Here is a 2,902-nt window from a genome sequence, read left to right as displayed (position 1 = left end):
AACTGGTGCTGATGGACGAGCCGCTCGGCGCGCTCGACAAGCAGCTGCGCGAGCAGATGCAGTACGAGATCAAGCATATTCACGACAATCTCGGCGTGACCGTCGTCTATGTGACGCATGACCAGACCGAGGCGCTGACCATGTCGGACCGCGTGGCGGTCTTCAATGACGGCGTGGTGCAGCAACTGTCCGAGCCGTCGATGCTCTACGAAAACCCGCAGAATTCGTTCGTCGCCCAGTTCATCGGCGAGAACAACAAGCTGAGCGGGACGGTGACCGAGATCCGCGGCGGCGAATGCACGGTCAAGCTCGATGACGGCACGGTGATCATTGCCGACAAGGTGAATGTCGACAAGGTCGGCGACCGCACGACCATTTCGCTCCGGCCGGAGCGCGTTGAAATCGTTCCCACCGATGATCATGCCAATACCATTACCGGCACGATCGAGGAACTGATCTATCTTGGCGACCATATCCGCGTGCGCATGAATGTGTGCGGAAACGACGAGTTCGTCGTCAAGGTTCGAAATCGCGGCGAGCGCTGGGATTTGCACAAGGGCAAGCAGCAGGCCATCGGCTTTGCTGCGGCCGACTGCAAGGCGCTTGATCCCGTCGCGTAACAGCAACTGCCGATCTCGCTTATCGGCGGTTCTAAGGATGCGGACCCACTGGTTCGTGCAATCATCTCGAAGAAGGGGAAGAAAGACTATGAAAACCAAGTCTATTATTCTGGCACTGGCGGCATCGCTCGCCACATCAACAGCGGCTTACGCCGAACAGATGACCATCGTATCGTGGGGCGGCGCTTACCAGGCTTCGCAGAAGAATGCTTACACCGATCCCTACATGGAAATGAATCCGGACATTGAAGTCGTCTGGGACGAATCCTCGAATGAGGCCGTTGCCAAGCTGCGTGCCATGAACGAGGCCGGCAATGTGACCTGGGATCTGGTGGACGTCGTTGCCGCCGACGCCATGCGTCTTTGCGACGAGGGCCTTGCCATGGAGTATGACCCGGACGAGCTCCTGGCCGATGCGCCCGACGGCACGCCGGCTTCGGAAGATTTCGGCGATCTGATCGTCTCCGATTGCTTCATTCCGCAGATCGTCTACTCCACCACCGCCGCCTACCGTCCGGATCTGCTGCCGGAAGGCGCCCCGGAACCGGAATCGATCTGCGCCATGTTCGATACCGAGACCTATCCCGGCAAGCGTTCGCTCGAAAAGCGGCCGATCAATAACATGGAATGGGCGCTGATCTGCGACGGCGTTGCCAAGGAAGACGTCTATGACGTGCTCGAAACCGAGGAAGGCCAGGATCGCGCCTTCGCCAAGCTCGACACCATCAAGGACGACGTGATCTGGTGGTCGGCCGCCGCCGAGCCGCCGCAGCTGCTCGCCGACGGCGAAATCGTCATGGGTTCCTCCTATAACGGTCGCTGGTTCTCCGCGATCGTTGAAGAAGACCAGCCCTTCAAGATGCTCTGGGATGCGCAGGTGTTCGACCTCGACGGCTGGATCATTCCGGCCGGCCTGCCGGAAGATCGCCTCGCCATGGTCAAGGACTTCGTCAAGTTCGCGACCGACACCCAGCGTCTTGCCGACCAGGCGGCCTACATCTCCTATGGTCCGGCCCGTAACTCTTCGGCTCCGCTCGTCGGCAAGCATGCCGAACTCGGCGTCGAGATGGGTCCGCACATGCCGACCGCTCCGGAGAACGCCGAGAACGTCTTCGTCTACAACTACGAATGGTGGGCTGACTACCGCGATGACCTGGACGCCAAGTTCCAGTCATGGCTGGTGCAGTAAGCACGCTTTTCGCTGACGATATCGTGGAAGGGCCGGCTCCGGCCCTTCCGCACCGACAACGGACCAAGGCCGCATCAGACGGTCGAGCATGATGGCCGAAGGCCGAACCAGCAAAAGAAGCGGGGACCATGAGCGACACGACCTCCAACACGGCGGAGAAGCTGACGACCTCCGACGGCAAGCCGCTGAAGGCGAGCTTTGCAAAGGCACTGCGCCGCCAGAAGATGCGCGCACTCATACTCATCGCGCCGCTCCTGCTGTTCGTGCTGGTTTCCTTTGCCGCGCCGATCGTGGACATGCTGTTCCGCTCCGTTCAGAACGAGATCGTTCCCGAAACGCTGCCGCGCACCGTGACGGCGCTTGAAAGCTGGGACCCGGCTTCAGGCGAACTGCCCGATGAATTCGTGTTTGCCGCGCTGCGCGATGACCTGATCATTGCTGCGGAGCGCAAACAGCACACGAGGCTCGGCTCGCGGCTGAACTATGAGATGACCGGCATGTCGAGCCTGTTCCGCAAGACGGGCCGTCGCGTCGACGATTTCGGCGAGATTTTTACCGAACAGTTTGAGGACCTGAACGAGGCCTGGGTCGAGCCCGCCACATGGGTTTCCCTGATGGCCTCCGAAGACTGGATCGCGGCGCAGGCCGAATGGGCCGCTGCCGGCGATGATAGCGCAGCGGAACCTGCATTCGTCGTCTCGGAGGCGGCCAAGGAAGCCCTGCCGCGCACGGCCGAGATCTATGCCGGCTTTGCCAATGTCATTCAAACGGAAGACGAAGACAGCCCGACGGAAGAAGAGCCGTGGAACCCTGTCTATGCGGCGCTTTACGGCGACCTGATCGCCAATCCCGATGCCGCTGCCAGCTATTCGGGTGTGACGGCTGAACTGCTGGCGACGGCTGCCGCTGCGGTCCCCGAATTCGAGGCGACCACGGCGCGTGAGGAATTCATCGACGCCGACGAGGACTGGGGCTCGCTCGACGTCTGGCAGACGCTTTATCGCTTCAAGGGTCCCTATACGGCCGGCTATTATCTCGCCGCGCTCGACGCCCAGATGACGGCCCACGGGATCGAAATGGTGCCGGAAGACCA

Annotated in this window: 2 protein-coding genes and 1 pseudogene; all 3 read left to right on the top strand. The window is 61.0% G+C overall.

Annotated features, from left to right (window positions below; all coding sequences use genetic code 11):
• A partial coding sequence (locus AC5DC2_RS22275) for an ABC transporter ATP-binding protein (protein ID WP_491700067.1) occupies positions 1 to 620 on the top strand: 620 nt, incomplete at its 5' end.
• Between the two features lie 88 nt (positions 621 to 708).
• Complete coding sequence (locus AC5DC2_RS22270) at positions 709 to 1,809, top strand: extracellular solute-binding protein (protein WP_491700066.1); 1,101 nt, start codon at positions 709 to 711, stop codon at positions 1,807 to 1,809.
• A gap of 128 nt (positions 1,810 to 1,937) precedes the next feature.
• A pseudogene (locus AC5DC2_RS22265) lies at positions 1,938 to 2,902 on the top strand (hypothetical protein); the annotation flags it as partial.

The organism is Martelella sp. (assembly GCF_984369615.1).
The sequence above is the reverse complement of the archived record's forward strand: the minus strand, read 5'-3'. Positions and strand labels throughout refer to the sequence as shown.

Bases quoted from the DNA above. Each gene is read 5' to 3' on its own strand.
- AC5DC2_RS22270 (WP_491700066.1), top strand. From the start codon at position 709: ATGAAAACCAAGTCTATTATTCTGGCACTGGCGGCATCGCTCGCCACA.